General features: G+C 64.1%; 5 protein-coding genes. All 5 read left to right on the top strand.

Translation table 11 applies throughout. The features are described from left to right. Positions 1–237 precede the first annotated feature (237 nt). The 5 genes from flhA (at position 238) to MAXJ12_RS08705 (ending at position 5152) form a co-directional block, all read left to right on the top strand. Positions 238–2325, top strand: a complete 2088-nt coding sequence (gene flhA, locus MAXJ12_RS08725) for a flagellar biosynthesis protein FlhA (protein WP_008835455.1) — start codon at positions 238–240, stop codon at positions 2323–2325. Then, positions 2322–3074 carry a flagellar biosynthetic protein FliR gene (gene fliR, locus MAXJ12_RS08720; protein ID WP_008835454.1) on the top strand — a complete coding sequence of 251 codons (753 nt, stop codon included), beginning with the start codon at positions 2322–2324 and terminating at the stop codon, positions 3072–3074. Before flhA ends, fliR begins: the two co-directional genes overlap by 4 nt. Before the next feature lie 2 nt (positions 3075–3076). Next, on the top strand, positions 3077–3460 hold the full coding sequence (locus tag MAXJ12_RS08715) for a hypothetical protein (RefSeq protein ID WP_008835453.1): 384 nt from the start codon (positions 3077–3079) through the stop codon (positions 3458–3460). Positions 3461–3667: 207 nt separating this feature from the next. Next, positions 3668–4462, top strand: coding sequence for a transporter substrate-binding domain-containing protein (locus MAXJ12_RS08710; protein WP_420492369.1), 795 nt, complete (start codon positions 3668–3670; stop codon positions 4460–4462). 21 nt (positions 4463–4483) lie between these two features. Next, complete coding sequence (locus tag MAXJ12_RS08705; RefSeq protein WP_008835451.1) at positions 4484–5152, top strand: amino acid ABC transporter permease; 669 nt, start codon at positions 4484–4486, stop codon at positions 5150–5152. Positions 5153–5205 lie beyond the last annotated feature (53 nt).

The following is a 5205-nucleotide window of genomic DNA, read 5'->3' as shown; positions in this document are numbered from 1 at the left end:
AGGCGGGGGAGCCGGCAGCGGCGGTTCAGGCGGGATCGGGCTTGCGTGGGACATTTTGCGGGCATGGCGTCTCCTCCAGAGCCGGCACGATAAGCCGGTCGGCGGCTTTAGCCAATCGCCTTCGTCGGAGCCGCGCCGGCCGGCGCCTTACCCACCTTCGCGCAAGCTTGGCCCCCTACCCTGCCATCGCTGGGCCGCGCATTTGCCGCCCGGCGCTCGGACGGGCCTGGACAGAAAATGGCGATTTCGGAAACCTTTCCCGCAGGGAGCCCGGCCAAGAACGGCCGCGACGTCTTCTTCGCGCTCGGCATCATCGTCATCCTGGCGGTGCTGTTCCTGCCGATCCCGGCCTTCATGATCGACATCGGCCTTGCCTTCTCGATCGCGCTGTCGGTGCTGATCCTGATGGTGGCGCTGTGGATCCAGCGGCCGCTCGATTTCTCGTCATTCCCGACGATCCTGCTGATCGCGACGATGCTGCGCCTGTCGCTCAACATCGCAACCACGCGGCAGATCCTGTCGGAGGGCAGTGAGGGAACGCATGCCGCCGGCTACGTCATCAGCGGCTTCGCGCGCCTGGTGATGTCGGGCGATTTCGTCATCGGCCTGATCGTTTTCCTGATCCTGATCGTGGTCAATTTCATCGTCATCACCAAGGGCGCGAGCCGCATCGCCGAGGTCGGCGCGCGCTTCACGCTCGACGCCATTCCCGGCAAGCAGATGTCGATCGACGCCGACCTGTCGGCCGGCATGATCGACGACAAGACCGCGCAGCATCGCCGCCGCGAACTGGAGGAGGAGAGCTCCTTCTTCGGCTCCATGGATGGCGCCTCCAAATTCGTGCGTGGCGACGCCATCGCCGGCATCATCATCACCGCCATCAACATCGTCGGCGGCATCGCCATCGGCTATTTCCGCCACGACATGGGCATGGCCGAAGCCTCCGACGTGTTCATAAAACTCTCGGTCGGCGACGGCCTCGTCACCCAGATCCCGGCGCTGATCGTCTCGCTGGCAGCCGGCCTTCTGGTGTCGAAGGGCGGCACGCGCGGCTCCACCAACCAGGCGGTGTTCGGCCAGCTCGGCGCCTATCCGCGCGCGCTCTATGTCGCGGCGGGTCTGCTCGTCGTGCTTGGGCTGATGCCCGGCCTGCCCATGTTCCCGTTCGTGGCGCTCGCCGCCGCTATGGCGGCGGTTGGCTACATCATCCCGATGCAGCACAACCGGCGCGTCGCCGAGGCCAAGGCGGCCGACGAACAGGAGCAGGCGACCAAGGAGCACGATGAGAAGAACTCGGTCAAGGCGTCGCTGAAGACAGCCGAGATCGAGCTCCTGATCGGCAAGCAGCTCTCGACCAAGCTCCTCGTCTCGCATCAGGAACTCGCCTTCCGCATGGGCAAGATGCGCCGCAAATTCGCATCGCAATACGGCTTCGTTGTGCCCGAGGTGCGCCTGACGGACGATCTGACCATCCCGTCGAAAAGCTACCAGATCAAAATCCATGGCACCGTCGTCGCCGAATACCAGATGCGCGTTGGCGAGATCATGGTGCTGCTCGGCACGCGCGAGATTCCCGCCATCCCCGGCGAGGAAGTGCGCGAACCGGCCTTCGGCATGCGCGCCTATTCCGTGCCGGAAATGTTCGGCGAAGATCTGAAGCGCGAGCAGTTCACCTTCGCCGACAACATGTCGGTGCTGCTCACCCACCTCTCGGAAGTGATCCGCAACAACCTGCCGCAGCTCCTCTCCTACAAGGACATGAAAGCGCTGCTCGAGCGCCAGGACGCCGAATACCGCAAGCTCGCCGACGAGATCTGCACCTCGCACATCTCCTATCCCGGCCTGCAGGCGGTTCTGAAGCTGCTGCTTGCCGAGCGCGTGTCGATCCGCAACCTTCACCTGATCATCGAGGCGATCGCCGAGATAGCGCCGCATGTGCGCCGCACCGAGCAGATCGTCGAGCATGTCCGCATCCGCATGGCGCAGCAGATCTGCGGCGATCTTTCCGAAGGCGGCGTTCTCAAGGTTCTGCGCCTCGGCAACCGCTGGGATCTTGCCTTCCACCAGAGCCTCAAGCGCGACGCCAAGGGCGAGATCCGCGAATTCGACATCGATCCGCGCCAGCTCGAGGAATTCGGCCAGGATGCCACCAAGGCGATCCGCAGCTACCTCGATGCCGGCGAGCGCTTCGTCATCGTCACCGCGCCCGACGCCCGGCCCTATGTCCGCATGATCATCGAACGGCTTTTCTCGACACTGCCGGTGCTCAGCCATGTCGAGATCGCCAAGGGCGTCGAAATCCGCGTCCTCGGGACGATTTCGTGAGCGCAACGGCCGAGGCGATCGTGCTCGCCGCCTTCGTTGCCTTCTGCCGCGTCGGCGGCTGCTTTCTCTTGATGCCCGGGCTCGCCAGCGTCCGCGTTCCGGTGCAGATCAGGCTGTTCGTCGCCATTGCCGCGACCGGCGCCCTGCTCGTCCACCTCTGGGACCAGATCCTGCCGCTCATCGACCGCCGGCCGCAGATTCTTGCACCCATGATCGTCTCCGAACTGATGATCGGCGCGCTGATCGGGCTGATGGCGCGCCTCTACATGATGGCGCTGCAATTCATCGGCGCCGGCGTCGCCATGCTGATCGGCTATGGCGGCATGGCCGGGCCGGGCATCGAGGAGGCGGAGCCGCAGGCGGCTCTCGCCTCGATCATCTCGTTCTCGGCGCTGCTCCTGCTCTTCGTGTTCGACTTCCACCACGAGGTCGTCCGCGCGCTCGTCGCCTCATATTCGGTGGCGCCGCTCAACGTCTTCTTCAACCCGCAGGCCGCCCTCGTCGACATCGCGGACACGCTGTCGGAAGCGTTCTTCATGGTGCTGAGGCTCGGCAGCCCGTTCGTCGCCTATGCGATCCTGGTCAATCTGACGATCGGCTTTGTTAACAAGCTGGTACCGCAGATTCCGGTCTATTTCATCTCGCTGCCCTTCGTCATCGCCGGCGGGCTGGTCATCATCTATTTCGGAGCCGGCTCCATGCTCGCTCTGTTCGCCGATAGCTTCATGGCAACCGCACTGGGGCGCTGAGTATGACCACCCGCAAGGAAAGGCTGCGCAAGCTTGTCACGGTGCAGGAGCAACTGAAGGCGCTGCACGAGACCCGCCATGCCGGTTTCGTCTCCGCCGCCGCGGCTGCCTGTCAGGACGCGGCGGAACTAGCCGCCCGCTTCGACGCACCCGAATCCATGTCCGTCCTGTTTCCGGAAGTCTACAACCGCCACATCGGCCAGGCGCTCGCCCGCCAGGAGCAGAACCTCTTGCTCGCCCGCGAGGAAGTCGACCGCATCGCCACCGCCACCGCCCGCACCAATATGGTCGAGCGCGCCTACCGCGACATCCGCCGACAGGACGACCGCGACAATGCCGACCGCGAGCGGCTCGAAATGATCGAGCGCAAGCGGCAAGGGGAATAGACCGCCAACTCGCCACATATGTCCTAAGTCCCGGCGGCGTCACGACGCTGCACATTATTTAGGCAAATGCACAGACGCGAAGAAGAATAGGAGCAGGCGCACCCTCGCGTAAGCCGACTGCGCCCTATGAACCGCGCCCGCGCCTTTTGGCATGTCCGTTGCATTCATACGGCGAGGCCATGGACGGCGAACCAACAAAGGGAAATCATCATGAACCGCAGAACCTTCATCGCGAGCGTAGGCGCAGCCATTGTCGGACTGGCGCTGTCCGACGCCACCGTTGCCCGCGCCGACGCCTTGGCCGACATTGCCGCGCGTGGCACCGTCCGCATCGCCGTGCCGCAGGATTTTCCGCCTTTCGGCAGCGTCGGCACCGACATGGCCCCGCGCGGCTATGACATCGACATGGCCAATCTGATCGGCGAGAAGCTTGGCGCCAAGGTCGAGATCGTGCCGGTCACCAGCGCCAACCGCATCCCCTACCTCCAGACGAGCAAGGTCGATCTGGTCATCTCCAGCCTCGGCAAGAACGCCGAGCGCGAAGCGGTGATCGACTTCTCGGACGCCTATGCGCCCTTCTTCAACGGCGTGTTCGCGCCCGCTGACGTTGTGGTCGCAAAGGCCGAAGATCTCAGCGGCAAGACGGTCGGCGTCACCCGCGGCGCCATCGAGGATCTGGAACTGACCAAGATCGCGCCCGCCGACGCCGACATCAAGCGCTACGAGGACAATAACGGCACCATCTCCGCCTTCCTGTCGGGCCAGGTCGAGGTCGTCGCCACAGGCAACGTCGTTGCCGCCGCAATCCTCGAGAAGAACCCGCCCAAGCGCCCGGAGATGAAGTTCCTCATCAAGAATTCGCCTTGCTACATCGGCATGAACAAGAACGAGCCGGCGCTGATGGCCAAGGTCAACGAGATCATCGCCGCGGCCAAGGCCGACGGCAGCCTCAACGCCATCTCGCAGGCATGGCTGAAGCTCGACCTGCCGGCCGAGATGTAGGACCGGGCAGGGACTGCGCCGGTGACATACCAGTTCGATTTCGGCTGGCTTCTCCCCTACATGCCGGTGCTCCTCAAGGGCATCGGCATCACGCTGCAGCTCATTCTCGTCGGCGCGGTGCTGGGCGTCGCGCTCGGCACAGCCTGCGCCTGGGTCAGGGCGCTCGGTCCCGTCTGGCTGAAACCGGTCGTGGCGGGCTATGTCGAGCTGATCCGCAATACGCCCTTCCTGATCCAGCTCTTCTTCATCTTCTTCGGCCTGCCTTCGCTCGGCCTCCAGATGTCGGAGTTGACCGCCGCCAACCTCGCCATGATCGTCAATCTCGGCGCCTATAGCTGCGAGATCGTCCGCGCCGGCATCCAGGCCACCCCTCGCGGCCAGTTCGAGGCCGGCGCCAGCCTAGCCATGACGCCGTTCGAGACCTTTTGGCATGTAGTGCTGATCCCGGCGCTGCAGCGCATCTGGCCGGCGCTCTCCTCGCAGATCGTCATCGTCATGCTGGGCTCCGCAGTCGTGTCGCAGATCGCGGCGGAGGACCTGACGTTCGCAGCCAACTTCATCCAGTCGCGCAACTTTCGCGCCTTCGAGACCTATTTCGTCTCGACACTGATCTATCTTGTCCTCGCCATCCTGCTGCGTCAGGCGCTGTCGGGTCTCGGCTGGGTGTTGTTCCCGAAGAAGAAGGCCTGATCGATGGTCGAATTCACGCTCTGGGACATCTTGCGAAATCTGCTTCTGGCCAC

Origin of the sequence: Mesorhizobium alhagi CCNWXJ12-2 (assembly GCF_000236565.1) — a bacterium.
In the GTDB taxonomy this organism is placed as follows: domain Bacteria; phylum Pseudomonadota; class Alphaproteobacteria; order Rhizobiales; family Rhizobiaceae; genus Allomesorhizobium; species Allomesorhizobium alhagi.
The sequence above is the reverse complement of the archived record's forward strand: the minus strand, read 5'-3'. Positions and strand labels throughout refer to the sequence as shown.